The organism is Streptomyces sp. NPDC001796, from assembly GCF_042892355.1.
GTDB lineage: Bacteria > Actinomycetota > Actinomycetes > Streptomycetales > Streptomycetaceae > Streptomyces.
This window is the reverse complement of sequence record NZ_JBIAUC010000015.1, coordinates 104,838-130,165: the sequence shown is the minus strand read 5'-3', so window position 1 is coordinate 130,165 and position 25,328 is coordinate 104,838. Positions and strand designations below refer to the sequence as shown.

The window sequence follows — 25,328 nt, the reverse complement described above, 5'->3', positions numbered from 1 at the left end:
GTGAGCCCGATGAGCCAGGCGGCACAGAACCTGAACTGGTTGATCACCAACTTCGTGGACAACACCCCCGGGGTGTCCCACACGGTGGTGGTCTCCGCCGACGGACTCCTTCTGGCGATGTCCGAAGGCTTTCCGCGCGATCGCGCCGACCAGCTGGCGGCCGTCGCCTCCGGTCTGACCTCGCTGACCGCGGGCGCCTCCCGCATCTTCGAGGGCGGCAGTGTGAACCAGACGGTTGTGGAGATGGAGCGGGGATTCCTCTTCATCATGTCCATCTCCGACGGTTCGTCGCTCGCGGTTCTCGCACACCCGGAGGCGGACATCGGCCTCATCGGGTACGAGATGGCGCTTCTGGTCGATCGTGCCGGTACGGTCCTGACTCCGGACCTTCGTGCGGAGCTCCAGGGCAGCCTTCTCAACTAGAAGACGGACGGTGCGTTTGAGCGTCCCGGGGCCGTAAGGTTTCGGGACGCGGCTTCCACAGGCATGGGTGCCCGGCGCAGTCGGAGGAGGAGAGAACGTGGCAACACCCCCAGGCGGTTCGCCTACCGGCAACTGGTCCTACGGCCCCGGTCAGGGCCCGGGCCAGGGTGACCAGAACCGGTACGACTTCCCCTCCGCGCCGGGCCAGTGGCGGCAGCCGTACGCGCCGCAGGGCCCCCAAGGTCCGGGTCCGTCGCCGTACGACCAGCCGCCGGCACCGCGTATCCAGCCCGTGCAGCCGCAGCGCCGCTCCCCCGAGCCGGCGCCCGCCGGGTCCTCGAACAACCCTCTGGTGCGCCCGTACGCCATGACGGGTGGCCGCACCAGGCCGCGCTACCAGCTCGCCATCGAGGCGCTGGTGCACACCACCGCGCAACCGCACCAGATGCAGGGCCAGTTGCCCGAGCATCAGCGGATCTGCAACCTGTGCCGGGAAATCAAGTCGGTGGCCGAGATCTCGGCCCTCCTCACGATCCCTCTCGGCGTGGCCAGGATCCTCGTCGCCGACTTGGCGGAGGCGGGCCTGGTCGCCATCCATCAGCCCGGCGGCGACGAGAACGCCGGCGGCCAGCCAGACGTGACACTGCTCGAAAGGGTGCTCAGTGGACTTCGCAAGCTCTAGCGGCGGTCCTTCCCGCTCCACCACCTCCGCGAAGATCGTGGTGGCGGGCGGCTTCGGCGTGGGTAAGACCACGTTCGTCGGCGCCGTCTCGGAGATCAACCCGCTGCGCACGGAGGCCGTCATGACGTCTGCTTCGGCGGGCATCGACGACCTCACCCACACCGGGGACAAGACCACCACCACGGTGGCGATGGACTTCGGCCGTATCACCCTCGACCAGGACCTGATCCTCTACCTCTTCGGTACGCCGGGCCAGGACCGCTTCTGGTTCATGTGGGACGACCTGGTCCGCGGCGCGATCGGCGCGATCGTCCTGGTGGACACCCGGCGTCTCGCCGACTGCTTCCCCGCCGTCGACTACTTCGAGAACTCGGGTCTCCCGTTCGTCATCGCCCTGAACGGTTTCGACGGGCACCAGCCGTACACGCCCGACGAAGTCCGCGAGGCGCTGCAGATCGGCCCGGACACCCCGATCATCACCACGGACGCCCGGCACCGGGCGGACGCGAAGAGTGCACTGATCACCCTCGTGGAGCACGCGCTGATGGCTCGCCTTCGTTAGGCGGATGTCGCGGCTACCGGGCTGCCCATCTGCCGCACGCCGTCTGCGGGCCGTACCCGGCTGGTCGCGCAGTTCCCCGCGCCCCTTGAGGGGCGCACCCACGGGCCCCTTCCTGCGGAGGGGCCCACACTCTTTTTCCGGCCCAGCAAGAAGGGCCCCTCCGGCGGAGGGGCCCTTGCGAGAACGGCTCGGGCAGCGCGGCTACGCGTGCCAGCTGTGCGGGGCGCGGAAGCCCGGCTCACGCTCGAGGCGGCGCCAGCCTGCCTTGGCGCGGCCCCGGTGGGACGCGGTCGGGGCGGGGGTCTCGGCCGCGGCGCGGGCCAGGAGAACGGCCGTGATGGCGGCCACTTCCTCGGGCTCGGCGTGGCCCTTCTCGACGCGGATGTCAGGGTTGCTCATGGGTGTCAGTCTCCGTGAGAGAGGGGTCCGCGGGGTTGCCGCGGTGGGTCCGCCCGGTTACTGCGGAGGGTTGCCGTGCTTGCGGGACGGCAGGTCGGCGTGCTTCGCGTGCAGCATCGCCAGGGACCTGATCAGGACCTCGCGGGTCTCGGCCGGGTCGATGACGTCGTCCACCAGGCCCCGCTCGGCCGCGTAGTACGGGTGCATCAGCTCGGACTTGTACTCCTTGACCATCCGCGCCCGCATGGCCTCGGGGTCCTCCGCCCCGGCGATCTGGCGGCGGAAGATGACGTTGGCCGCGCCCTCCGCGCCCATCACGGCGATCTCGTTGGTCGGCCAGGCGTAGGTGAGGTCCGCCCCGATGGACTGGCTGTCCATCACGATGTACGCACCTCCGTACGCCTTGCGCAGGATCAGCGAGATCCGCGGCACGGTCGCGTTGCAGTACGCGTACAGCAGCTTCGCCCCGTGCCGGATGATGCCGCCGTGCTCCTGGTCGACACCCGGAAGGAACCCGGGAACGTCCAGGAACGTCACCAACGGGATGTTAAAAGCGTCACACATCTGCACAAAACGCGCAGCTTTTTCACTGGCCTCGATGTCGAGCACACCGGCGAGCGTCTGCGGCTGGTTGGCGATGATGCCGACCACCTGGCCGTCCAGCCGGCCGAGCGCGCAGATGATGTTCCGCGCCCAGCGCTCGTGGACCTCGAGGTACTCGCCGTCGTCGACGATCTCCTCGATCACCTTGGCCATGTCGTACGGCCGGTTGCCGTCCGCCGGGACCAGGTCGAGCAGGACCTCCGAGCGGCGGTCGACGGGGTCGGTGCACTCCACCGTCGGCGGGTTCTCCCGGTTGTTCTGCGGGAGCAGGGAGAGGAGGTAGCGCACCTCGGCGATGCAGGTCTCCTCGTCGTCGTACGCGAAGTGGCACACACCGCTGGTCTCGGCGTGGACGTCCGCGCCGCCCAGACCGTTCTGCGTGATCTCCTCGCCGGTCACCGCCTTGACCACGTCCGGGCCGGTGATGAACATCTGCGAGGTCTCACGGACCATGAACACGAAGTCCGTCAGGGCGGGGCTGTAGGCCGCGCCGCCCGCGCACGGGCCGAGCATCACCGAGATCTGCGGGATGACACCGGAGGCCTTGGTGTTGCGCTGGAAGATGCCGCCGTAGCCGGCGAGGGCGCTCACGCCTTCCTGGATGCGGGCGCCCGCACCGTCGTTGAGGGAGACGAGCGGCGCCCCGGCCGCGATGGCCATGTCCATGATCTTGTGGATCTTGGTGGCGTGGGCCTCACCCAGCGCGCCGCCGAAGATGCGGAAGTCGTGGGCGTAGACGAAGACCGTGCGGCCCTCCACCGTGCCCCAGCCGGTGATCACACCGTCGGTGTACGGCTTCTTCGACTCCAGGCCGAACCCGGTCGCCCGGTGCCGGCGCAGCTGCTCGACCTCCTGGAAGGAACCGGGGTCCAGAAGCAGTTCGATGCGCTCCCGGGCGGTCAGCTTGCCCTTGGCGTGCTGCGCCTCGGTCGCCTTCTCGCTCGGGCCCGCGAGCGCCTGCTTGCGGATCTCGTGCAGTTCGGCGACCCGCCCGCGCGCATCCGCGGGCTCGCTCCCGGAATCCACAGCCTCGTCCAAAACGGTCATGTAGCGACCTTACGAAGTCCACCAAGGAAAGCTCGCCGTCGACTCCGTACAGTCTCAGGCCCGTTTTCCTGGTTACCCTGAACAGAACACAGCCCGGATGCAGCCGTTCTGACTGCCCAGAGGGCCTCGGTGTTGTCAGGCTCCCACAAAGCCGGAGGCGGAGAGTGATCACACCTTGGCGGGCGGCACATGCCATCACCCGAGTGACGAGGGGCCTCGAACGGCCGCACGCGACATGCCCACGGTACCGGTCTACCCGAAGGCCACGCGCCGCGGCGACTCCGTGGGGACACGCACCAGATGATGTTGAAACTCGTACGGAATAGGTCTACCGTTTCTCACGTTGACCTCGTTGAAGATTAAACAGTTTCGAGCCGCGGCCTCCCTCCGGGACCGCGATCCGTCCCCCAAAGGAGCACGTCATGAGCATCTTCAGCCGCAAGAACAGCACCGAGGCCGCACCGGCCGCCGCGGTGAACCCGGACCTCGCCGCACTGACCGGCGAGTACACGCTGGACCCGGCGCACAGCACCATCGGCTTCGTGGCCCGGCACGCGATGGTCACCAACGTCAAGGGCAGCTTCAAGGACTTCACCGGCACCCTGCACCTGGACGGCTCGGACCCGTCCAAGTCCACGGCTGCCATCGACGTGAAGATGGACAGCATCGAGACCGGCTCCGCCGACCGCGACAACCACCTCAAGAGCTCCGACTTCTTCAAGATCGACGAGCACCCGACGATGACGTTCCGCTCCACCCGCGCGGAGGCGCTCGGCGGCGACGACTACCGGATCACCGGCGACCTCACGATCCTCGGCACGACCAAGCCGATCAGCATCGACCTGGAGTTCAACGGCGCGGCCAAGGACCCGTTCGGCAACGAGCGCGTCGGCTTCGAGGGCAAGGCGGAGATCGTGCGCTCCGAGTGGGGCCTGACCTGGAACGCGGCCCTCGAGACGGGCGGCGTGCTGGTCTCCGACAAGATCAAGCTGGTCTTCGACATCTCGGCGATCAAGCAGGCGTGACCCCGCCGGAACCACCGCGAGCGCCCGCCCTCCCGGATCAGGAGGGCGGGCGCTCGCGTCTTCTCCCGACGTCTGCTCGGACCGACGCTGACGCTCCGCAGGCGGTCAGAACCCCCCGCTGAAGTCCCCGCCGCCTCCGCCGAAGTCTCCTCCCCCGCCGAAGTCCCCTCCCCCGCCGTCCCCGAAGCCGCCGCCGAAGTCCCCGGGGTCGAAGTCGGCGCCGGAGACGTCGCCGCCCTCGTACCCGCCGAAGTCGCCGTAGCCGGTGCCGTAGTCGGCGGCGTACGAGGGGGTGGCCATCATGCTGCCGAGCAGCGTGCCGACGAGCAGGCCGGGCAGGAGGCCGCCACCGAAGTAGCCGCCCGCCCAGGGGCCGTAGGCGGGGCCGGCGTCCCAGTACGGACGGCGGCCGTACTCCGTGTCCACCTCGCGGATCACGGGGTCGCGGCCGTCGGCCAGACGAGCCCGGTCGGCCGCGCAGACCGGGACCTCGCGCGGGGCCCCGCCCGGAGGGGTCCAGGCCGCGTCGGCGACGGACGGGCCGTGGCGCGGGTCGAAGAAGCAGGGCGCCCGGCGCTCGGGCAGCGGGCGGCCCTCGCGGCGGGCGGCGAGCGTCGCCAGCGCGAACCGGCCGTCCTCCAAGGCCTGGGTCACGGCCTTCACGTCCTCCGGGCGCCGCGCCGCCGCCATGGCCGACTTCGCCTCCTCGTACGTGTCCAGGGCGCGCGCGTAGTCCGCGCGCATCGCGTCGTCGGCGCCCGGCTCCCCCGGCCGGAAGTCCAGGCGGTCGAGTTCCTCGCCGAAGGCGGTGATGTCCTCGTCCACCACGACCCGCAGCTTCTCCAGCGCGGCCTGCTGCTCCTCCTCGCGCCGGCGCCGGCCGCGCCGTACGAGCATGTAGGCGCCGGTGCCGCCGAGCACCAGGACCACGGCGAGCGTGATCAGCGCGGTGGACGACACCTGGTGGCTGGTGCCGGAGGTGCCCCAGCTCGACGGGGCGTGGCCGCCGACGTTGGCGAGGGCACGGTCGGTGAAGTCGTTGAGCTGGGCCTTGGCGGTCTCGCCCTGGACGCTGGTGACCAGGTTCCGCACGGCGCTGTGCCCGAGGACCGAGGAGTCGGCGCGGGCGTCGAAGCGGTCGCCGAGGCGGACGCCGTACAGGCCGGTGATGCCGGTGGCCGTGCGCAGGTCGGCGAAGAGGTCCCGCGTCGGGTAGTCGGCGGGCAGGACCACGAGGAAGACGGGCTTACCCGCGTTCTCGATCTTCTTGGCGAGCGCGTCGGCGTCCGCGACGGTCAACTGCCGGGAGGCGGCCGGATCGACGTACACGGGACCGCTGCGAAGCGCCTGGGCGATGGCGGAGACGTCCGTGGCGGCCTGCGCGCGGGACGCGCCCGGGGACAGCACCGTGAGCGCGGCCATGAGCAGGGCGACCAGCGGTGCGAGGAGTCCTCGACGGATCACGGCGTTCATACTTCGAACCTACCGGAAGCCTCCCAAACCCGGGCGCCGGTCCGGGTGGGCGGCACGCACCGCCAACCCGGACCGGGTTTCCGTCAGGCCGCGGCCCGGTAGGCCTCCGCCAGCTTGGCCACGGCTGCCGCGTACCTGCCCGTCAGCAGCAGGTGGTCGGCGTCGGCGAACGGTTTCGCGATGGCCGCCGTCATCGCGGACCCCGCCTTCTGCTGCACGAGCAGCCGGGCCCTGCCGACGATCTCGCGCCCGGCCCGGTCGGAGCCCGTCCTGTCGGCCCCGGCGGCCGCGAGCGCGAGCGCCTTCAGGGTCGCCGTGCCTCCCTCGGGGACCTTGGTCAGCGTGGTGAGTCCCCACCCGTACGGGAACTGCGGATCGTACGAGGCGTCGCCGACGTTGATCGGCAGCTGGTTCTCCGACCTCGGCCAGGTGACGGGGAGTTGCCCGGTGAAGGGCCGCCTGCCGTAGAGGACGTCCGCCACGCCGTCGCCCTCGCTGCCGGGCAGCCAGGACGCCACGAGCGCGTCGATCTCGCCGAGCCGGTCGCCGATGATCTGCGGGCGCCCGGAGACGATCAGCACCGCGCACTTCATGGCCCCGCACACCTTGTCGACGGCGGCCTGGTCGGCGGCGGAGAGCCGCAGGTCGTGCCCGTTGCCGACGTCACCGACACCCTCGGCGTAGGGGGTCTCGCCGACGACGACCACACCGACGTCGTAGCCGTTCGTCGGTGCCGAGGCGTCCTTGGAGTAGGTGATGGTCGCGTCCGGCGCGGCCTTCCGCATGCCCTGGAGGATGGTCGTGCCCTGGGTGTGGGTGCCGGAGGCGCCCTGCCAGGTGAGGGTCCAGCCGCCGGTCTGGTTGCCGAGGTCGTCGGCGTTGGAGCCGGCGACGTACACCTTCTGGTTCTTCTTCAGCGGCAGCACACCGTGCGCGTTCTTCAGCAGCACCTGGGACTCGGCGGCCGCCTGCCGCGCCACGGCCCGGTGGGCCGCCGAGCCGATCCGCGCGGCACCGGTGGTGTCGGCGTAGGGGTGCTCGAAGAGCCCCAGCCTGAACTTCTGCGTGAGGATGCGGGAGACGGCGTCGTCGATGCGCCGCTCGCTGACGCGCCCGGCCTTCACCTCCTCGACGAGCGTCGTACGGAAGTCCTTGTACGTGTAGGGGACCATCATCATGTCGACGCCCGCGTTCACCGAGGTGCGGACGTGGGCCGCGTAGTCGCCGGGGAGCTGGTCGATGGCGTTCCAGTCGCTGATGACGAAGCCGTCGAAGCCCATGCGGCCCTTGAGCACACCGTTGATCATGTCGCCGCGGGCGTGCATCTTCACGGGGCCCCGGCCGTCGCCGACGATGTCGAGCGAGGAGTACGACGGCATGACCGAGCCGATGCCGCGCCGGACGGCCGTCTCGTACGGCGCCAGGTGGACGGCCTCCAGCTGCTGCCGGGTGACCGTGGTGACGCCCTGGTCGATGGTGTAGGAGCCGGTGGTGGACGAGCCGTACGCGGTGCCGCCGTCGCCGACGAAGTGCTTGGCGGTGGCGAGCACCTTGTCGTCGCGGCCGAGGTCGCGTCCGTCCGGCCTTCCCTGCAGCCCCTGGATGATCGTCTCCATGGACTGCACGAGCGCCGGGTCCTCGCCGAAGGACTCGTAGGAGCGGCCCCAGCGTTCGTCACGGGTCACGCACAGGCAGGGCGCGAAGTCCCAGGGGACGCCGGTGGCGCGTACCTCGGAGGCGGTCACCGCCCCGGTCCTCTCGGCCAGTCGGGGATCTCTGGTCGCTCCGATGCCGATGTTGTGCGGCATGATCGTGGCGCCGGTGAGGTTGTTGTGGCCGTGCACCGCGTCCACGCCGTAGATCAGCGGGATCTGGAAGCGGGTGGCCTGCGCCTGGAGCTGGAAGCCGTCGATCATCTTCGCCCAGGCCTCGGGGGTGTTGGGCGTGGGGGTGGAGCCTCCGCCCGAGAGGAGTGAGCCGAGGGCGTAGGCGGCGATGTCGCCCTGGTCGGTGAGCGCGGCGCGCTCGGCCTGGGTCATCTGGCCGGCCTTCTCCTCCAGGGACATGCGGGAGAGGAGGTCCGCGACGCGTTTGCGCACGGGCAGCCTGCTGTCCAGGTACGGCAGTCCGTGAGCGTCGACGACCACCTGGGGTGTCTGGGCCGGTGCCTTGGCTCCGGTGACCGTGAGCTTGACGGGGATGGTCTCGGCGGGCTCGGCGGACCTGTCCTTCAGCGTGGGGACCTGGATGGTCCCGGAGGCGCCGGAGGCGGTGCCCGCGGGGAAGGTGAGGGTGCCGGAGAGCGGGGTGTAGTCCTTGCCGGGCTCGGCGCTGCCGCCGCCGGTCTCGTACCGCACGGTCACGGGCTCGTCGATCGGAGCGGAGCCGGTGGTGGCGACGGTGACCCTGACGGTCGCCGTTCCGCCCTCCTTCACCGGATAGACGGGGGCATCGGTGGTGACGGAGGCGCGCAGCGACTGGTCGGCCTTGCCGTACAGCTCCACGTCGTCCATCGCGAAGTGGCCCTTGACGCCGACCGGGAGGGTGACGGCGTAGCCCCACATCTGTGTCAGGCCGAGGACGTGGTCGATTCCGCCGACCGGCTGGTAGTCCGTGCGATAGGTGAAGTCGGTGAAGGGGAGCTCGATCTGTTTCCAGCCGGTGAAGTCGTCGGTGAAGGAGGTCGTCCACAGCTCCGACGCCTCGCCGTTCGCGCCGCCGTCCTTGATCTCGAAGGCGATCTTCTTGCCGTTGTCCTGACCGTCCCACCAGAAGCGGATTCCCTTGTGGGAGGACCAGTCATGGGCGGGCCGGTCGGCGGCGAAGTCGTGGGTGAAGCCGCCGTAGCCGCTGATGTCGTAGCTGCCCGAGAGGACCTTGGCGCCCTCGGGGGCGTCGGCGCGGTCGGCCAGTCGGAGCGTGGGCGGGTCGTCGCTGTCGCCGCCCCAGGTGAAGATGCCCTCGGCGGGCTGGCCGGCGAAGGGCACCTCGCCCTCGAAGCGGTCGACGGGTACGGGGGCGGGGGCGGGGTCGTCGGCCGCGCGCGCCGACGCCAGGGGGATCAGGGCGGTGAGCAGGGTGGCGGAGGCGAGCAGGGCGGTTCTTCGCATGGACGGACCTTCCCTCGACTCATCAAGTCGTCGTGTTAACTCATGACTTAGATCACGCCGTGAGTTAACTAGGGGTCGACGGCGCCGTCAAGACGTCACGTCAGAGCCGGTACAGTCGCAACTCACGTGCGGATCTGAGCCGTTGCCGCTTCAGAATCTGAACGCGCACCCCCTTGACGCGTATACCAAGCCGTCATTTACTCACGCCTCGCACTCCCCCATCCCCCACCTTCAGAAGGGCAGCGCTCCATGAGGAGACACAGGCGCACGATCCGGCTGCTGCTCGCCGGGCTGCTCACCACCGCCGGGTTCGCCGCGGCCACGCCCGCGCACGCGGCCGGCGAACAGGTCACCGCCTGGCTCACCACGACCGACGACTCGGGCGGGCGCCATGTGGTGCGGGGTCTGCAGCCGCAGACGCCGTTCGCCTTCCAGTCCGGAACCGGTGGCAGCGGTGAGAACATCACCGTCGACGAGAACACGCGGTACCAGACCTTCACCGGCGGCGGGGCGTCCTTCACGGACACCGCGGCCTGGCTGATGAACAGCAGCGGGGCGCTTTCGCAGGCGACGCGGGACGCGACGATGCGGAAGCTGTTCTCGCCGACCGACGGGATCGGGCTGTCGTTCCTGCGCAATCCGATGGGCGCCTCCGACCTGGCGCGCTACGGCTACACGTACGACGACGTGCCGAGCGGTCAGACCGACCCGTCGCTGGCCAAGTTCTCCATCGCGCACGACCTGGCCGATGTGGTGCCGCTGACGAGGCAGGCGCTCCAGCTCAACCCTCAGCTGACGGTGATGGCCACCCCGTGGACGGCGCCCGCCTGGATGAAGGACAGCGGGCAGCTCAACGGGGGCTGGCTCAAGGCGGAGGACTACGGGGCCTACGCCTCGTACTTCGTGAAGTACCTCCAGGCCTACCGGGACCAGGGCATCCCCGTCTCGTACGTGACGGCCCAGAACGAGCCGACGTGCTGCTCGGGCTATCCGTCGATGAGCTGGAACGCGTCCGGGCTCGCCTACTTCACGAAGAACGAGCTGCTGCCGAAGCTCCAGGCGGCGGGTCTGACGACGAAGGTGCTGGCGCACGACTGGAACTGGGACACGTACGACTCCTACGCCGCCCAGACGGTGGACGACGCGGCCGTCCGCTCGCACCCGAACTTCGGAGGGATCGCCTGGCACGGGTACGGGGGTGACGTGACGAAGCAGACGGCCGTCCACAACCAGTACCCGCAGCTGGACGCGTTCGGCACGGAGCACTCGGGCGGCACCTGGATCGCGAACCAGCAGCGCGAGGACATGCTCAACATCGTCGACTACACCCGGAACTGGGCGAAGTCCGTGACGAAGTGGTCGTTGGCCGTCGACCAGAACATGGGGCCGCACAACGGAGGCTGCGGCACCTGCACCGGACTGATCACGGTCCACAACGGGGACGGTGCGAGCGGAACGGTCGACTACACGATCGAGTACTACACGATGGGGCATCTGACGAAGTTCGTACGGCCGGGCGCACAGCGCATCGCCTCGACGGCGTCGTCGTCCGTGCCGAACGTGGCGTGGCGGAACCCGGACGGTTCGAAGGCACTGATCGCGTACAACGACGCCACGTCGGCGAAGACGGTGACGATCGACTGGGACGGGCAGCACGCGACGTACTCGCTGCCGGGGAAGACGTCGGCGACGTTCACGTGGTCGGGTGCGCAGTCGGGCGGCGGCGACCGGTCGGGGGCGTTCGTGGGCCTCGCGGGCAAGTGCCTGGACCTGGCGGGGGCGTCGAACGCCAACGGGACCGCCGTGCAGCTCTACGACTGCAACGGGACGGCCGCGCAGCAGTGGACGGTGAAGGCCGACGGGACGATCCAGGCGCTGGGGAAGTGCCTGGACGTGACGTCCGGGTCGACGGCCGACGGGGCGAAGGTGCAGTTGTACGACTGCAACGGCACGGGAGCGCAGCAGTGGTCGTACAACTCGTCGACGGGTGACGTGGTGAACATCGCGGCGAACAAGTGCCTCGACGTGACGGACAACTCGTCGGCGAACGGGGCCCGGGCGCAGATCTGGTCGTGCACGGGTGCGGCGAACCAGAAGTGGCGGTTGCAGTAGTCCGGCCGGGGGTTTCTCGCCCCCGCCGCCCCTACCCGTCCCACCTCCAGGGGCTCCGCCCCTTCAACCCCACCGGGGCTCCGCCCCTGGACCCCGGCGGGGACCACGTCCCCTGCACCGCGTCTGAGGCCGGCTCACGGCCCGGCCGGGGCTCTGCCCCGGCCGGGCCGTGTCATCAAGCGACAGCGAAGCCGGGAGCGGCAGCCCCGGCGGTTTCGGGGGTTACTCCGCCGGTTCCACACCGGCCCGCAGCAGGCCGTAGGTGTACGCGTCCTCCAGGGCCTGCCACGATGCCGCGATCACGTTCTCCGCCACGCCCACCGTGGACCATTCGCCCTTGCCGTCCGAGGTGGAGATCAGGACGCGGGTCGTGGACTGGGTGCCGTGCACGCCCTCCAGGATGCGGACCTTGTAGTCGACCAGGTCCAGGGCGGCCAGCTCCGGGTAGATCTTCTCCAGGGCCACGCGCAGGGCGCGGTCCAGCGCGTTGACCGGGCCGTTGCCCTCCGCCGTCGCCACGATCCGCTCGCTCTTGGCCCACAGCTTCACCGTGGCCTCGTTGGCGTGCGTGCCGTCCGGGCGGTCCTCGACGATCGCCCGCCAGGACTCCGTGCGGAAGTAGCGCAGCGGCTTGCCCGCCACCTCCTCGCGCAGGAGGAGTTCGAAGCTCGCGTCCGCCGCCTCGTACGTGTAGCCCTTGAGCTCCCGCTCCTTGACGCGCTCGACCACCCGGCCCACCAGCTCGCGGTCGCCGCCCAGGTCGATGCCCAGTTCCTTGCCCTTGAGCTCCACCGAGGCGCGGCCCGCCATGTCGGAGACCAGCATCCGCATGGTGTTGCCGACCAGTTCCGGGTCGATGTGCTGGTACAGGTCCGGGTCCACCTTGATGGCCGAGGCGTGCAGGCCCGCCTTGTGGGCGAAGGCCGAGACGCCCACGTACGGCTGGTGGGTGGAGGGGGTGAGGTTCACGACCTCCGCGATCGCGTGGCTGATGCGCGTCATCTCGCGCAGCCGGCCCTCCGGCAGCACCTTCTTGCCGTACTTCAGCTCCAGGGCCGCCACCACCGGGAACAGGTTGGCGTTGCCCACCCGCTCGCCGTACCCGTTCGCCGTGCACTGCACGTGCGTCGCGCCCGCGTCCACTGCCGCGAGCGTGTTCGCGACCGCGCAGCCCGTGTCGTCCTGGGCGTGGATGCCGAGCCGGGCACCCGTGTCCGCCAGCACCGTCGAGACCACCGCGTGGACCTGGGCCGGCAGCATGCCGCCGTTCGTGTCGCAGAGGATGACCACGTCGGCGCCCGCCTCGGCCGCCGTACGCACCACCGACTTGGCGTACGCGGCGTTCGCCCGGTAGCCGTCGAAGAAGTGCTCGCAGTCGACGAAGACCCGACGGCCCTGCGCCCGCAGGTGGGAGACCGTGTCGCGGATCATCTCCAGGTTCTCGTCGAGCGTCGTGCGCAGCGCCAGTTCGACATGGCGGTCGTGGGACTTGGCGACCAGCGTGATCACCGGAGCCCCCGAGTCCAGCAGCGCCTTGACCTGCGGGTCCTCCGCGGCCTTGCCGCCCGCGCGGCGCGTCGCGCCGAAGGCCACCAGCTGGGCGTGCCGGAAGTCGATCTCCTGCTGGGCGCGCGCGAAGAACTCGGTGTCCCGCGGGTTCGCGCCGGGCCAGCCGCCCTCGATGAAGCCCACGCCGAAGTCGTCCAGGTGCCGTGCGATGGCCAGCTTGTCCGCGACCGTGAGGTTGATCCCCTCGCGCTGCGCGCCGTCGCGCAGCGTCGTGTCGAAGACGTGGAACGAGTCGTCGAGCTCGCTGGTTGCCGTCTCGGTCATGGTCTCAAGGCTCCTGTTTTGGATCTCGGTCTTACCGGAATGACCGGTTCCACCGTCCCCCCATACTCCCTCGCGCTCCGCCCCCGGCTGAAGGTGGGCCAGGAAACGAAAAAACCCCTCGCGGGTGCGAGAGGTCTGCGCGCGGGTCGAGGACGACGGTGGCCACCCGTACCTGGTCGTACGTGGCGGTCACTGCGGACCGGCGCGCCTGCTGCCAATAATCATGGCGAACGAGAGCACGGGGGAAGTCTGGCACAGTCCCGCCCCCGTGCTCACCGCCGTCTCAGGATGCGGTCGTCAAGGAGGAGGACTCCGCGTCCTTCATCCGGGTGAGGTCCAGGTCCCTGGTCTCCCGCATGGTGACGTACACGACCAGCGAGACGGCCGCGCAGGCCGCCACGTACCAGAAGAAGCCGGACTCGGCCCCCGCGTCCTTGAACCACAGGGCGACGTATTCCGCCGTTCCGCCGAACAGGGCGTTGGCCACCGCATAGGGAAGTGCCACGCCCAGCGCGCGGACGCCCGTCGGGAACAGCTCCGCCTTCACACAGGCGTTGATGGAGGTGTATCCGGTGACCACGACCAGGGCCAGCAGGGCCAGGCCGAGCGCCGGCCAGAAGCTGTCCGCGTGCTTCAGCAACGTCATGATCGGGACCGTCAGCAGGGTCGAACCGACGGCGAAGATGATCAGCAGCGGGCGGCGGCCGATCCGGTCGGAGAGCCGGCCGGCGAGCGGCTGCAGGCAGGCGAAGACGATCAGCGCGGTGAAGGAGACCAGGGTCGCGGTCTGCTTCGGCAGGCCCGCCGAGTTCGACAGGTACTTCGTCAGATACGTGGTGTACGTGTAGTACGCGACCGTGCCTCCCATGGTCAGCGCGATCACCAGGAACGCCTCACGCTTGTGCCGCCACAGCGCGCGCAGCGTGCCGCGCTCCTCCCCTTCGTCGGCCCCGGCCTCGTAGACGTCCGTCTCCAGCATGTTCCGGCGCAGGTAGAAGACCACCGCCGCGCCGAGGGCGCCCAGCACGAACGGGATCCGCCAGCCGTAGTCGTGCAGCGCACCGTCGGACATGGTGCGCTGGAGGACGATCTGCAGGCCGAGGCCGACGATCTGGCCGGCGGTCATCGACACGTACTGGAAGCTGGAGGCGAAGCCGCGCCTGCGCGGGTCGGACGCCTCGGTGAGGTAGGTCGCGCTGGCCGCGTACTCGCCGCCCACCGAAAGCCCCTGCAGCAGCCGGGCGACGAGCAGCACCGCAGCGCCCCCGTACCCGGCGACGGCGTACGTCGGCGCGATCGCGATGAGGATCGCGGAGGCGGACATCAGCGTGACCGTGAGGGTCAGCGCGGCCTTGCGGCCCCTGCGGTCACCGACCCGGCCGAGCAGCCAGCCGCCGACCGGGCGCATGAAGAAGCCGACCGCGAAGATGCCCGCGGTGTTCATGAGCTGGGCCGTGGGGTTGTCGTCGGGGAAGAACGCCCCGGCGAAGTAGGTGGCGAAGCTGGCGTAGACGAACCAGTCGTACCACTCCACCATGTTGCCGGCCGAGCCGATCCAGATCTTCTTCCAGTGCTCTCGTCCCATGGGCCGTAACGTGCCGGGCGTTCGCGGATGCGACAAGAGCGCCTCGGGTTTCGTTCATTGCTTTCATGACGTGTCCGCAGGCCGGCCGCCTGCTCCCGTGCGCGAGAAGAGAGGGCCGCCCCGGAGGTGAGGTCCGGGGACGGCCCCTGAAGCGGTGCGGCGGGCGTCAGCCCAGCTTGTGCATCCAGCCGTGCGTGTCCTCGCGCGTGCCCCGCTGGATGTCGAGCAGCGCCTCGCGGAGCTTCAGCGTGACCTCGCCCGGCTCGCCGCCCGACTGCTTCCACTCGGCGGTGGCGCGCTTGACCGTGCCGACCGGGGTGATGACCGCGGCGGTGCCGCAGGCGAAGACCTCGGTGAGGGTGCCGTTCTCGGAGTCGGCCTGCCACTGGTCGATGGAGATCCGGCCCTCCTCGGCCTCGTAGCCGAGGTCACGGGCGACCGTCAGCAGGGAGTCACGGGTGACACCCTCCAGGATGGAGCCGGTCAGCTTCGGGGTGACGATCTTGTTGCCGTACACGAAGTACAGGTTCATGCCGCCGAGCTCCTCGACCCACTTGTGCTCCACGGCGTCGAGGTAGCAGACCTGGTCGCAGCCCTTGGCCGCGGCCTCGGCCTGGGCGAGCAGGGAGGCCGCGTAGTTGCCGCCGGTCTTGGCGTCGCCCATGCCGCCGGGGACGGCGCGGACGCGGTCCTCGGACGCCCAGATGGAGACGGGCTTCACGCCGCCCGGGAAGTAGGCGCCGGCCGGGGAGGCGATGACCAGGAACAGGTACTCGTTGGCGGGCTTGACGCCCAGGCCGACCTCGGTGGCGATCATGAAGGGGCGCAGGTACAGCGACTCCTCACCGCCGTGCGCCGGCACCCACGCCTTGTCCTGCTGGACGAGGAGGTCGCACGCCTCGATGAACGTCTCGACCGGCAGCTCGGGCATCGCGAGGCGCTTGGCGGAACGCTGGAAGCGCAGGGCGTTCATCTCCGGGCGGAAGGTGGCGACGGAGCCGTCGGGCCGGCGGTATGCCTTGAGGCCCTCGAAGATCTCCTGCGCGTAGTGCAGGACGTTGGTGGCCGGGTCGAGGGAGATCGGCGCGTAGGGGACGAGCTGACCGTCGTGCCAGCCCCGCCCTTCGGTCCACTTGATCGTCACCATGTGGTCGGTGAAGTGGCGGCCGAACCCGGGGTTGGCCAGGATCGCCTCCCGCTCCGCGTCGGAGAGCGGATTGGAGGAGGGCTTCAGCTCGATCGTGGGCGTCGTCATGTGTGGTTGTCCTTCACCGGTTGTCGTGACGGGCCGCGCTCGCTCCCGCACCGGCAGTGGCCGGTGCTAGGACGTCCGAGCATTCCCTCATTTCCGCGGCTCCGCGTTCGATTATGGCAAGCGGGTGAGGGATGGGGGCACCCCCACGCCTTTCGGGCTGCGGGGGTGAAACGGTGCGAATACGGCCCCAGGGGTGGCACAGGGGTGGGTCGATGGTGACACCCGGCGAGGGCATGGGAAAGCCGCCGGGTGCGTTGCGACCCGGCGGCCTCGACTCAGGGGGTGCGAGCAGGGCGGCGGGTCAGCCGGCTACTCGTACGGCGAGCGCGTCGCCGATCTCGTCGGTCGTGCGGGCGGGCTTGCCCGCGCGCTCCGCGAGGTCGACGGAGACGGCCTCCTCGATGCGGGCGGCCTCGGCCTCGTAGCCGAGGTGACGCAGCAGGAGGGCGACCGACAGAACGGTGGCCGAGGGGTCGGCCTTGCCCTGGCCCGCGATGTCGGGCGCCGAGCCGTGCACGGGCTCGAACATCGACGGGAACTCGCCGGACGGGTTGATGTTGCCGGAGGCGGCGACCCCGATGCCGCCGGAGATGGCGGCGGCGAGGTCGGTGATGATGTCGCCGAAGAGGTTGTCGGTGACGATCACGTCGAAGCGCTCGGGCTGGGTGACCAGGTAGATCGTCGCCGCGTCGACGTGCATGTACTCGGTGGTGACCTCGGGGAACTCCTCGGCCACCTTGTTGAAGATGTTCGTCCACAGGTGACCCGCGAACGTGAGCACGTTGTTCTTGTGGACCAGGGCCAGCTTCTTGCGCGGCCGCGCCTGGGCGCGGGCGAAGGCGTCCCGGACCACACGCTCGACACCGAAGGCGGTGTTCACGGACACCTCGGTGGCGACCTCGTGCGGGGTGCCCTTGCGGATGGTGCCGCCGTTGCCCGTGTACGGGCCCTCGGTGCCCTCGCGGACCACGACGAAGTCGATCTCGGGCTGGCCCGCGAGCGGGGTCGCGACGCCCGGCAGCAGCTTGGAGGGCCGCAGGTTGACGTGGTGGTCGAAGGCGAAGCGGAGCTTGAGCAGGAAGCCGCGCTCCAGCACGCCCGACGGCACCGAGGGGTCGCCGATCGCACCGAGCAGGATCGCGTCGTGCTGCTTGAGCTGCTCGAGGTCGGCGTCGGTGAGAGTCTCACCGGTGGCGTGGTAGCGCCGGGCGCCGAAGTCGTACTCCTTGGTCTCCAGCTTCACATCCTGCGGAAGGACGGCGGAGAGGACCTTCAGCCCCTGGGTCACGACCTCCTGGCCGATGCCGTCACCGGGAATCACTGCGAGATTGATGCTGCGAGACATGACGGCACCGTACTCCTTGTCCCACGCAATGACACGCGGCGTCCGCGATGCGGACATCGGCTGACCGGCGAGGTGCGGCGCGGCAGATGGCGCGGGACGCCCGGCCGCGCCGCACCTCGTGCGGGTGCGGCTCCCGGCTCATGGGTGCAGCCTCACGGGTGAGGGTGCGGGGTCGTACGAGTGAGGGCCCGGGACGCGGAGGCGGGGCTCAGTGGCCGGTCGCGCCGCCGTTGTCCCTGCGGTCGAGGGCGCGCTGGAGCGCTGCCGCGGCGTTCTTGCGGTCGGACTCGCTCGTACGGGAAACGTGACGGACTCGGCGGCGGGCGGTCGTCTCGGCCATGGGAAATCGACTCCTTCGGCATCCGGGAGTGCGGAAAGCGGGTTACGACACTCCCCCATTGCTCGACGCGTGGGAGGTGCCCCCAGCCGAGGCGTGGAGCGGTGCCGCAGGGGTTGCCTGCACGGGGCCCGGCTCACGACCGCCATTCGCTTGATCGAGCGAGACGTTCGGCTTCTACAAAAGTAAGTGAGGACCGGGCGTCTGTCTCCACAATTACTCGGACTTCCTACTATCTGAGACGGCGCAGGGGCCGTACGAGCGCGACCTGCGGAAACCGTCGCCGACGGTCAGAGGACGTCCCCGTCGCGCCAGTCGAAGACCAGCTTGCGCTTGAAGTCGAGCTCGCCCGCGGCCGCGGGGCGCACATAGGTGCAGTCCTCGTCGTCGCGCAGACGGACGACACCGCGGGGGCCGAGGCCGCACAGGCGGCCGCGCCAGAGCCGCCAGCCGCGGGCGGCGTAGAGGGGGGCGCCGTCGTCGCTGGCGGAGAGCGCGCCGAGGTCGTAGGCGCGGTCGACGATCCGCTCGATCTCCGCCATGACACGCCCGCCGAGGCCCTGGCGCCGCAGGTCGGCGCGGACGCCCACACCCTCGACGTACCCGACGCGCAGCCACCGCTTGCGATACCGGGCGCGCCGCTGGATGACGCACCCGTGTGCGGCGAGCCCCTGTTCGTCGCTGACGAGCACGTGCATCCCGCCGAGCGCGTGCTCCCAGTCGTCATCGTCGTAGTCGCCGTCGAACGCGGCGTCGAGCAGTGCGCGCACGGCCCGGAGCTCGGCGGGGTCGAGGTCGGCGGTGTGGGCGGTACGGACTCCGGCTGTCACGTGATCAGTATCACTCGCTCCGTCGCGTTCCCCCTGCCCGACGCCCCCTGCCGCTCCCTCGCGCGACGCGACCCCCTGCCGCTCCCCTGCACGACGCCCTTCCCTGCCCGACTCATGGTGTTCTTGGACATGACCCGTCACCACATGCTTGACCTCCAGTCCGATGTATCGGACCGCCATACGCCTTGACATGGACATATAGCACCTCCACTCTCACAGTCATCGGATGACTGCGACAGGGAGAGGTTCCGTATGACCGCCCGCCCACGGCTCCGCACCATCGTCCTGACCCTTTGCTCCGCACTGCTCGCCACCACCGCGTCGGCCCTCCCCGCACAGGCCGGCACGGCCGCACGGGAGGCGGCCTGGGAGGTGCGCGGCCCTCACGGCTCGCCGACGGCCGTCGTCGCGCTCGACCCGTCCGACGGGCACCCGACACTCGCCGTCGGACGCGACGGCCGCACGGTCCTGGAACCGTCGCCGGTCGGCCTGGTCACCCAGCGGACCGACTTCTCCAAGGGGCTGAGCCTGATCGGCCGCAGCAGTCGTGCGGTCTCGGAGGGGTACACGAGCACCGCGGGCAAGTCCCGGGTACGCGACGTCCGGATGACCGAGACCCGCTTCCGCTTCCGCACCGCGACGGGCGCCCGGATCGACCTGGTGACGCGGGTCGCCCCGGACGGCGTCGCTTACCGCTATGTGCTGCCGCGGAACCACGGTGACGTCCTGCGCGAGACCTCCGCCTTCACGCTCCCCGCCGGCGCGAGCGCCGTCCTCGGCGGCTACCGTGCCGACAACGAACTGCCCTTCAAGCGCTACGAGTCGGACGCGACGGCACCGGCGGGCGCGTACATGATGCAGTCCCTCTTCCGCACCGACGGCGGCTGGGCGCTGATCGCCGAGTCGGACGTCACCGGCGCCTACGCCGGGGCCCGCCTGACGCACGCGGCGGGCTCGCCGACGTACGGAGTGAGCCTCTACGACGACGCCCCGATCCACACCACCGGCGCTCTGACCACCCCCTGGCGGGCGGTCATCACCGGTGACCTGGCCACCGTCACCGGGTCCACCCTCGTGGACGACCTCGCCCCCGCCTCCCGCGTCCGCGACACCTCCTGGATCAAGCCGGGCCCTGCGCTGTGGACCTGGCTGGCCGGCGGCAAGACGGCCGGGCAGAGCCTCGCGGCGCAGGAGAAGTACGTGGACTACGCGGCCGAGCGCGGCTGGCCGTACGAAGTCGTGGACGCCGGCTGGTACTTCAGGTCCGACGCCTGGGACGTCATCGACCCGGACTGGCAGACGGACAGCTGGATGCCCGAGCTGGTGCGCCATGCGGCGGCGAAGGGCGTCGGCATCCACGTCTGGCTGCACTACACGCTCCTCACGGACCCCGCCGAGCGCGAGAAGTGGCTCGGCACGCTGGAGCGCTGGGGGGTGAAGGGAGTGAAGATCGACTTCATGGACTCGGAGTCCCAGGAGCGGATGCGCTGGTACGACGACGTCCTGGAGTCGACGGCCCGCCATCACCTCATGGTGAACTTCCACGGCTCGACGGTTCCCAAGGGCATCCAGCGCACCTGGCCGCAGGTCATGACGATGGAGGGCGTCGGCGGTGAGGAGAAGCGCAACAACACCGCGGAGCACCTGGCGTCCCTGCCGTTCACGCGGAACGTCATCGGGTCCATGGACTTCACCCCGGGCGCCTTCCACCGCCCCTACCGCCCCAACGCGGGCTCCGACGCGGGCGAGTTGGGGCTGACGGTCCTGTACGAGTCGGGCATCCAGAACCTCTCCGGCACCCCGGAGTCCTACGACGCCCGCCCCGAGGCCCGGCGCTTCCTGGAGCAGCTTCCGGCCCGCTGGGAGGAGACCCGGCTGCTGACCGGCGACCCGGCCGTTCGGCGGTGCTGGCCCGGCGCTCGGCGGACGGCCGCTGGTTCATCGGGGGCACGTTCGCCGGCGCGGCGCAGACGGCCGACGTGCCGATCCGGCTGGGGGCGGGGCCCTGGCTGGTGGAGACCCTCACGGACGGCCCCTCGGGCCTGGTGCGCGAGACGCACACGGTGCGCGGCGGCGACACCCTCGCGGTGCCGGTGGCGGCGGACGGCGGCTTCGCGGCCCTCGCCTGCCGTCCGTACGCGGGCCGTACGACGTGTGAGCGCTGAACCCCGGCCGGCCCGGCGCCCTCGTGCGGAAGACTGCTCGCACGAGGGCGCCGGGCACAGGCCGGGTCACAGCACGTCCGCGACCGCCTGACGGAATCTCCGCCCGGGCCCACCGTGGCACGGATCAGCGGATCGCCCCGGCCCGACCGCGCCGCCCACAGGTGTACGCCGTCGTCGGCGGTCACCGTCCGCTCGTCGATCATGCGACCAGTCTGCCCCGGGACGCACGCCAACGGGCCGGGTCCGCACAGGGACCCGGCCCGTTCCGGCCGTCGCGGGCGTCAGCCCATGTGCGGGTACGTGTAGTCCGTCGGCGGGACCAGCGTCTCCTTGATCGCGCGGGTCAGGGTCCAGCGCAGCAGGTTCTGCGGGGCGCCCGCCTTGTCGTTCGTGCCGGAGGCGCGGCCACCGCCGAAGGGCTGCTGGCCGACCACGGCGCCGGTCGACTTGTCGTTGATGTAGAAGTTGCCGGCCGCGTAGCGCAGCCTCTCGGCCGTGTACGCCGCCGCCGCGCGGTCGTTCGCGATGACCGAGCCGGTCAGCGCGTAGTCCGAGACCGACTCCATCTGGGTCAGCATCTCGTCGTAGCTGTCGTCCTCGTAGACGTGGACCGCGAGGATCGGGCCGAAGTACTCGGTGCGGAACACCTCGTTCTCCGGGTCGCTGCACTCGATGACGGTCGGACGGACGAAGTAGCCCACCGAGTCGTCGTAGGAGCCGCCCGCGACAATCGTGCAGGCGGGGTCCTCCTTGGCGCGGTCGATCGCGGCCTTGTTCTTGGCGAAGGCGCGCTCGTCGATGACGGCGCCGATGAAGTGCGACAGGTCGGTGACGTCACCCATGCTGATGCCGTCGACCTCGGCCGCGAACTGCTCCTTGAAGCCGTCGTTCCAGATCGACGCCGGGATGTACGCGCGGGAGGTGGCGCTGCACTTCTGGCCCTGGTACTCGAACGCACCGCGGGTGAGCGCCGTCTTCAGGACCGCACGGTCGGCCGAGGGGTGGGCCACGACGAAGTCCTTGCCGCCGGTCTCGCCGACCAGGCGCGGGTAGGAGCGGTACTTCTCGATGTTGTTGCCGACCGTCTTCCACAGGTACTGGAAGGTCTTGGTGGAACCGGTGAAGTGGATGCCCGCGAGGTCCCGGTGCTCCAGGGCGACCTTGGAGACCTCGATGCCGTCACCGGTGAGGAGGTTGATGACGCCCTTGGGAAGGCCCGCCTCCTCCAGGAGCTGCATCAGCAGGACGGCGGCGTGGGTCTGGGTCGGGGACGGCTTCCAGACCACCACGTTGCCCATCAGCGCCGGGGCCGTCGGCAGGTTGCCCGCGATCGCGGTGAAGTTGAACGGGGTGATGGCGTAGACGAAGCCCTCCAGCGGGCGGTGGTCGAGGCGGTTCCACACGCCCGGGGAGTTGGCCGGGGGCTGCTCGGCCAGGATCTGGCGGGCGTAGTGCACGTTGAAGCGCCAGAAGTCGACCAGCTCGCACGGGGTGTCGATCTCGGCCTGCTGGGCGGTCTTGGACTGGCCGAGCATGGTGGAGGCGGCCAGCGTCTCGCGCCAGGGGCCGGCCAGCAGCTCGGCGGCGCGCAGGATGATCGCGGCGCGGTCGTCGAAGGACATCGCGCGCCAGGCGGGCGCGGCGGCGAGCGCCGCGTCGATGGCGTCCTGCGCGTCCGCCTGCGTGGCGTTGCGGTAGGTGCCGAGGACGGCCTTGTGGTTGTGCGGCTGCACGACCTGGAACTCCTCGCCGCCGCCCATGCGCTGCACGCCGCCGATGGTGCAGGGCAGGTCGATCGGGTTCTCGGCCAGCTCCTTCAGCTTGGCCTCCAGGCGGGCACGCTCGGGCGAGCCGGGGGCGTAGCCGTGCACCGGCTCGTTGACGGGGGTGGGGACCTGGGTCACGGCGTCCATTAGCTACCTCTTCCGAGTGAATCCCTGGCCTCGGCCCGCTGGAGCCGAAGCCGCGTGCGTAGGTTGGGTGGCGGTCAGGGCTTGACCGTCACGAGCCCGCTGCGGCGAGCGAGTGAGAAGCCCCCATGGGGGCGGAGTCACGGGTTCCGTAACTCCTCCGGAACCGGGTCGGCCAGGCCGACCGATGAGTGGTAGCTGCCGTCACCCAGCACGCACCGGGTGCCGACAGCTGCTGCTCACCCTTTGCCGACCATCGAGCGGACGAAGAAGCGCAGGTTCGCCGGCTTCTCCGCCAGGCGGCGCATGAAGTAGCCGTACCAGTCGGTGCCGTACGCCGTGTAGACGCGCATGCGGTGGCCCTCGGCGGCCAGGCGCAGGTGCTCCTCGCTGCGGATGCCGTACAGCATCTGGAACTCGTACTCGTCCATCTTGCGCCCGGCGCGGTGGGCGAGTTCCTGGGCTACGGAGATCAGGCGCGGGTCGTGGGAGCCGATCATCGGGTATCCCTCGCCCTCCATGAGGGTCCTCAGGATGCGGACGTACGCCTTGTCGGTCTCGTGCTTGTTCTGGTACGCGACCGACGCGGGCTCCTTGTACGCCCCCTTCACGATACGCACGCGGCTGCCGCTCGCGGCGAGGCGGCGGGCGTCGGCCTCGGTGCGGAAGAGGTAGGCCTGGATGACGCAGCCCGTCTGCGGGAAGTCCTTCCGCAACTCCTCGTGGATGGCGAACATCGAGTCGAGGGTGGTGTGGTCCTCCGCGTCCAGCGTGACCGTCGTGCCGATCGCGGCGGCCGCCTCGACGACCGGGCGGACGTTCTTCAGGGCCAGCTCGTGGCCGTCCTCCAGCGCTTGGCCGAACATCGAGAGCTTCACCGACATCTCGGCGCGGGTGCCCAGCTCCAGGGGCTCCAGCCGGTCGATCAGCTCCAGGTAGGCGTCGCGCGCGGCCGCGGCCTGCTCGGCGGTCGTGATGTCCTCGCCGACGACGTCCATCGTCAGCTCCAGCCCCTTGCCGGTGAGGTCCTGGATGATCGGCACCACGTCGTCGACCGTCTCGCCCGGGATGAAGCGGTCGACGACCTGCTTGGTCACCGGGGCCGCCGAGATCAGGCGTCGCATCCGGTCGCTGCGCGACGCGGCGAGAATCACGGGACCCAGCACGGGGCACCTCCACAGAACGGGCAAGAGGCCGCGACCCGACCATTCGGGTACGGCACGGAGAACCACCGTGAAACCTAAGGATCCCCTCGATCGTCGGCCATCGACAGCTGTCACGCATCCGTGCCCTGGATCTCAGACAGATGTATGAGCGAGATGGGAAAATGGGGGAGAATGCCCGTGTGGCGGACGTTTTCAAGGCAGGGCGCGGCGATTACCAAGAGCTCGTCGACGAGATCTCCGCGCTGCTCGGCGCCCCGGCGACCCTGGAGAACCGGGACTTCGAGCTGATCGCCTTCGCCGCGTACGACAGCGAGGGCGACTTCGACGAGGCGTCCCTCGACCCCGTGCGCACCCGCTCGATCCTCACGCGCCGCTCCACGGCGGCGGTGCGGAAGTGGTTCGAGGGCTTCGGCATCGCGCGCGCCACCGGGCCGGTGCGGATTCCGCCCACTCCGGAGGCCGGCGTGTACCGGGGAAGGATCTGCCTGCCGGTACGCCATCGGGGTGTCGTCCTCGGCTATGTGTGGCTGCTGGCCGACGAGCCGGGTCCGTCCGAGGCGCAGCTGTCGGCCGCGATGGAGATCGCGGCGCGGATCGGCGACCTGCTCGCGGAGGAGGCGCAGGCGGGCGCGGAGGTGACCCGTGAGCTGCGCGCGGTGCTGACCGCGGAGCGCGGCTGGCCGCAGGACATGGCGGTGGCCGAGCTGCGGACGGCGCTGGGCCCGCGCGGCGAGGGCCTGCACACGGTGGTCTGTGTCGCGCCCTGGCCCTCGGCCGACCCGGACGACGCGCCGTCGGCCCGGACGATCCCGGCGGCCACCGCGCTGTGCACGGTGCCGTGGGGCACCACGGGTCAGAGTCTCGCGCTGCTGGTGCGGCTGCGCTCGGCGGACGTGCTGACGCCGGCGCTGACGGCGGCCACCCGGCTGCTGCGGGAGGCGGGACACCAAGGCGCGGGTTCCGCCGCGGGGGTGGCCGGCGCCCGGGGCTCCGCGGCCGGGGTGGCCGACGCCCGGCACGGCCTCGCCGAGCTGGGCGCGGCCTGGCAGGAGGCATCGGCGGCGGCCCGAGCGGCCCTGGCGGAGCCCCGGCTCGGCCCGATCGCCCAGTGGTCCGCCATCGGCCCGTACCGCCTGCTGACGTCGCTGCCACCGCAGGCGGCCCACGACCCGGCCGTCAGCGCCCTGCTGACCCCCGCCCACCGCGAACTGGCCCGCACCGCCGAGGTGTTCCTGGACTGCGCGGGCCAGGCGGGCCGGACGGCCGCCGAACTGGGCGTCCACCGCCAGACCCTGTACTACCGCCTCTCCCGCGTCGAGCAGCTCACGGGCCTGGACCTGGACGACGGCGAGGACCGCCTGCTGCTGCACATGGCTCTCAAGGGGGCGCGACTGTAGGGTCCGCCCTTACCCCTTCGGCGCGCGGGATCGGGCCGAAGCTGGTCTGCTGGGGGTGGTGGGGGAAGT

General features: G+C 70.5%; 18 protein-coding genes and 1 pseudogene. 7 read left to right on the top strand and 12 right to left on the bottom strand.

Going from position 1 to position 25,328, the window contains the following annotated elements:
* The first annotated feature begins 9 nt into the window (after positions 1–9).
* From ACFYZE_RS26430 to ACFYZE_RS26420, 3 genes are all read left to right on the top strand, one after another.
* Complete coding sequence (locus ACFYZE_RS26430) at positions 10–423, top strand: roadblock/LC7 domain-containing protein (protein WP_004983065.1); 414 nt, start codon at positions 10–12, stop codon at positions 421–423.
* Between the two features lie 97 nt (positions 424–520).
* Positions 521–1,105 carry a DUF742 domain-containing protein gene (locus ACFYZE_RS26425; protein WP_263232246.1) on the top strand — a complete coding sequence of 195 codons (585 nt, stop codon included), beginning with the start codon at positions 521–523 and terminating at the stop codon, positions 1,103–1,105.
* Entirely contained in the window at positions 1,086–1,667 is a 582-nt protein-coding gene (locus tag ACFYZE_RS26420) for an ATP/GTP-binding protein (RefSeq protein WP_200422570.1), read from the top strand. The genes ACFYZE_RS26425 and ACFYZE_RS26420 overlap by 20 nt, the downstream gene beginning before the upstream one ends.
* A 201-nt stretch (positions 1,668–1,868) precedes the next feature.
* Here the strand turns inward: ACFYZE_RS26420 and ACFYZE_RS26415 are convergent, their stop codons facing one another.
* Both ACFYZE_RS26415 and ACFYZE_RS26410 read right to left on the bottom strand, forming a co-directional pair.
* Complete coding sequence (locus ACFYZE_RS26415; RefSeq protein ID WP_388998885.1) at positions 1,869–2,066, bottom strand: acyl-CoA carboxylase subunit epsilon; 198 nt, start codon at positions 2,064–2,066, stop codon at positions 1,869–1,871.
* A 57-nt stretch (positions 2,067–2,123) separates the two neighbouring features.
* The gene (locus ACFYZE_RS26410) at positions 2,124–3,716 is read right to left on the bottom strand and encodes an acyl-CoA carboxylase subunit beta (protein WP_388998882.1); all 1,593 of its coding nucleotides are present in this window, start codon (positions 3,714–3,716) and stop codon (positions 2,124–2,126) included.
* 422 nt (positions 3,717–4,138) lie between these two features.
* On the opposite strand from ACFYZE_RS26410, the gene ACFYZE_RS26405 reads away from it, so the two are divergent.
* Positions 4,139–4,741: a YceI family protein gene (locus tag ACFYZE_RS26405; protein WP_388998879.1), complete on the top strand. Its 603-nt coding sequence runs from the start codon at positions 4,139–4,141 to the stop codon at positions 4,739–4,741.
* 105 nt (positions 4,742–4,846) lie between these two features.
* Here the strand turns inward: ACFYZE_RS26405 and ACFYZE_RS26400 are convergent, their stop codons facing one another.
* Positions 4,847–6,214 (bottom strand): hypothetical protein, encoded by a 1,368-nt coding sequence (locus ACFYZE_RS26400; RefSeq protein ID WP_388998876.1) that lies wholly within the window; start codon positions 6,212–6,214, stop codon positions 4,847–4,849.
* Between the two features lie 83 nt (positions 6,215–6,297).
* Positions 6,298–9,324: a glycoside hydrolase family 3 N-terminal domain-containing protein gene (locus ACFYZE_RS26395; RefSeq protein ID WP_388998873.1), complete on the bottom strand. Its 3,027-nt coding sequence runs from the start codon at positions 9,322–9,324 to the stop codon at positions 6,298–6,300.
* Between the two features lie 249 nt (positions 9,325–9,573).
* Between ACFYZE_RS26395 and ACFYZE_RS26390 the strand changes: the two genes are divergently transcribed.
* Positions 9,574–11,436: a ricin-type beta-trefoil lectin domain protein gene (locus ACFYZE_RS26390; RefSeq protein WP_388998870.1), complete on the top strand. Its 1,863-nt coding sequence runs from the start codon at positions 9,574–9,576 to the stop codon at positions 11,434–11,436.
* A gap of 222 nt (positions 11,437–11,658) precedes the next feature.
* On the opposite strand, the gene cimA is transcribed toward ACFYZE_RS26390, so the two are convergent.
* The 6 genes from cimA to ACFYZE_RS26360 all read right to left on the bottom strand — a co-directional run bounded on the left by cimA (position 11,659) and on the right by ACFYZE_RS26360 (position 18,621).
* Positions 11,659–13,269, bottom strand: coding sequence for a citramalate synthase (cimA, locus tag ACFYZE_RS26385; protein WP_263232240.1), 1,611 nt, complete (start codon positions 13,267–13,269; stop codon positions 11,659–11,661).
* Between the two features lie 283 nt (positions 13,270–13,552).
* The gene (locus tag ACFYZE_RS26380) at positions 13,553–14,854 is read right to left on the bottom strand and encodes an MFS transporter (RefSeq protein WP_388998867.1); all 1,302 of its coding nucleotides are present in this window, start codon (positions 14,852–14,854) and stop codon (positions 13,553–13,555) included.
* A 166-nt stretch (positions 14,855–15,020) separates the two neighbouring features.
* Positions 15,021–16,109 carry a branched-chain amino acid aminotransferase gene (locus ACFYZE_RS26375; RefSeq protein WP_200422561.1) on the bottom strand — a complete coding sequence of 363 codons (1,089 nt, stop codon included), beginning with the start codon at positions 16,107–16,109 and terminating at the stop codon, positions 15,021–15,023.
* 301 nt (positions 16,110–16,410) lie between these two features.
* Positions 16,411–17,454 (bottom strand): 3-isopropylmalate dehydrogenase, encoded by a 1,044-nt coding sequence (locus tag ACFYZE_RS26370; protein WP_388998864.1) that lies wholly within the window; start codon positions 17,452–17,454, stop codon positions 16,411–16,413.
* Positions 17,455–17,662: 208 nt separating this feature from the next.
* Entirely contained in the window at positions 17,663–17,794 is a 132-nt protein-coding gene (locus tag ACFYZE_RS26365; RefSeq protein ID WP_103838047.1) for a hypothetical protein, read from the bottom strand.
* Between the two features lie 287 nt (positions 17,795–18,081).
* On the bottom strand, positions 18,082–18,621 hold the full coding sequence (locus tag ACFYZE_RS26360; RefSeq protein ID WP_388998861.1) for a GNAT family N-acetyltransferase: 540 nt from the start codon (positions 18,619–18,621) through the stop codon (positions 18,082–18,084).
* Between the two features lie 252 nt (positions 18,622–18,873).
* On the opposite strand from ACFYZE_RS26360, the pseudogene ACFYZE_RS26355 reads away from it, so the two are divergent.
* Positions 18,874–20,786 (top strand): annotated as a pseudogene (locus ACFYZE_RS26355) (glycoside hydrolase family 97 catalytic domain-containing protein).
* A 281-nt stretch (positions 20,787–21,067) separates the two neighbouring features.
* Here the strand turns inward: ACFYZE_RS26355 and pruA are convergent.
* Together pruA and ACFYZE_RS26345 are read right to left on the bottom strand one after the other, a co-directional pair.
* On the bottom strand, positions 21,068–22,699 hold the full coding sequence (gene pruA / locus ACFYZE_RS26350; RefSeq protein ID WP_388998858.1) for an L-glutamate gamma-semialdehyde dehydrogenase: 1,632 nt from the start codon (positions 22,697–22,699) through the stop codon (positions 21,068–21,070).
* A gap of 236 nt (positions 22,700–22,935) precedes the next feature.
* Positions 22,936–23,862, bottom strand: a complete 927-nt coding sequence (locus ACFYZE_RS26345) for a proline dehydrogenase family protein (RefSeq protein ID WP_388998855.1) — start codon at positions 23,860–23,862, stop codon at positions 22,936–22,938.
* A gap of 161 nt (positions 23,863–24,023) precedes the next feature.
* On the opposite strand from ACFYZE_RS26345, the gene ACFYZE_RS26340 reads away from it, so the two are divergent.
* The gene (locus ACFYZE_RS26340) at positions 24,024–25,259 is read left to right on the top strand and encodes a PucR family transcriptional regulator (protein WP_388998851.1); all 1,236 of its coding nucleotides are present in this window, start codon (positions 24,024–24,026) and stop codon (positions 25,257–25,259) included.
* The last annotated feature ends 69 nt before the right edge of the window (positions 25,260–25,328 follow it).

Excerpts from the sequence above, each read along its gene's own strand:
- ACFYZE_RS26390 (WP_388998870.1), top strand. The coding sequence starts at position 9,574 with ATGAGGAGACACAGGCGCACGATCCGGCTGCTGCTCGCCGGGCTGCTC.
- ACFYZE_RS26400 (WP_388998876.1), bottom strand. The coding sequence starts at position 6,214 with ATGAACGCCGTGATCCGTCGAGGACTCCTCGCACCGCTGGTCGCCCTG.
- ACFYZE_RS26405 (WP_388998879.1), top strand. The coding sequence starts at position 4,139 with ATGAGCATCTTCAGCCGCAAGAACAGCACCGAGGCCGCACCGGCCGCC.
- cimA (WP_263232240.1), bottom strand. The coding sequence starts at position 13,269 with ATGACCGAGACGGCAACCAGCGAGCTCGACGACTCGTTCCACGTCTTC.
- ACFYZE_RS26395 (WP_388998873.1), bottom strand. The coding sequence starts at position 9,324 with ATGCGAAGAACCGCCCTGCTCGCCTCCGCCACCCTGCTCACCGCCCTG.
- ACFYZE_RS26415 (WP_388998885.1), bottom strand. The coding sequence starts at position 2,066 with ATGAGCAACCCTGACATCCGCGTCGAGAAGGGCCACGCCGAGCCCGAG.
- ACFYZE_RS26380 (WP_388998867.1), bottom strand. The coding sequence starts at position 14,854 with ATGGGACGAGAGCACTGGAAGAAGATCTGGATCGGCTCGGCCGGCAAC.
- ACFYZE_RS26375 (WP_200422561.1), bottom strand. The coding sequence starts at position 16,109 with ATGACGACGCCCACGATCGAGCTGAAGCCCTCCTCCAATCCGCTCTCC.
- ACFYZE_RS26430 (WP_004983065.1), top strand. The coding sequence starts at position 10 with ATGAGCCAGGCGGCACAGAACCTGAACTGGTTGATCACCAACTTCGTG.
- ACFYZE_RS26370 (WP_388998864.1), bottom strand. The coding sequence starts at position 17,454 with ATGTCTCGCAGCATCAATCTCGCAGTGATTCCCGGTGACGGCATCGGC.
- ACFYZE_RS26365 (WP_103838047.1), bottom strand. The coding sequence starts at position 17,794 with ATGGCCGAGACGACCGCCCGCCGCCGAGTCCGTCACGTTTCCCGTACG.
- pruA (WP_388998858.1), bottom strand. The coding sequence starts at position 22,699 with ATGGACGCCGTGACCCAGGTCCCCACCCCCGTCAACGAGCCGGTGCAC.
- ACFYZE_RS26410 (WP_388998882.1), bottom strand. The coding sequence starts at position 3,716 with ATGACCGTTTTGGACGAGGCTGTGGATTCCGGGAGCGAGCCCGCGGAT.
- ACFYZE_RS26340 (WP_388998851.1), top strand. The coding sequence starts at position 24,024 with ATGGGGGAGAATGCCCGTGTGGCGGACGTTTTCAAGGCAGGGCGCGGC.